Here is a 321-nt window from a genome sequence, read left to right on the forward strand (position 1 = left end):
AAGTATAAGTTCCTGTTCCACCAGTTGGTAGAGCAGTTGCAGTACCTGTTGTTGAAGCATTACAAAGCACATCTACTTGTGAAGTTGTCGCTGTTAAAGCTGTTGGCTGATTGATGGTTACCGTTCTGGTAATTTGACAAAGATTAGCATCTTTAATCGTTACCGTATAAGTTCCGGCGCCCAAACCAGTTGCAGTAGCTCCAGTCTGAACCGGAATTGTATTCCATGAATAAGTATAAGTTCCTGTTCCACCAGTTGGTAGAGCAGTTGCAGTACCTGTTGTTGAAGCATTACAAAGCACATCTACTTGTGAAGTTGTCG

At 42.4% G+C, this 321-nt stretch carries 1 pseudogene; it reads right to left on the reverse strand.

Annotation, left to right across the window (positions count from 1 at the left end):
* Nucleotides 1-321: pseudogene (locus ACHRVZ_RS21410) on the reverse strand (PKD domain-containing protein); the annotation flags it as partial.

Origin of the sequence: Flavobacterium sp. FlaQc-57, assembly GCF_044007395.1 — a bacterium.
Classification (GTDB): Bacteria; Bacteroidota; Bacteroidia; order Flavobacteriales; family Flavobacteriaceae; genus Flavobacterium.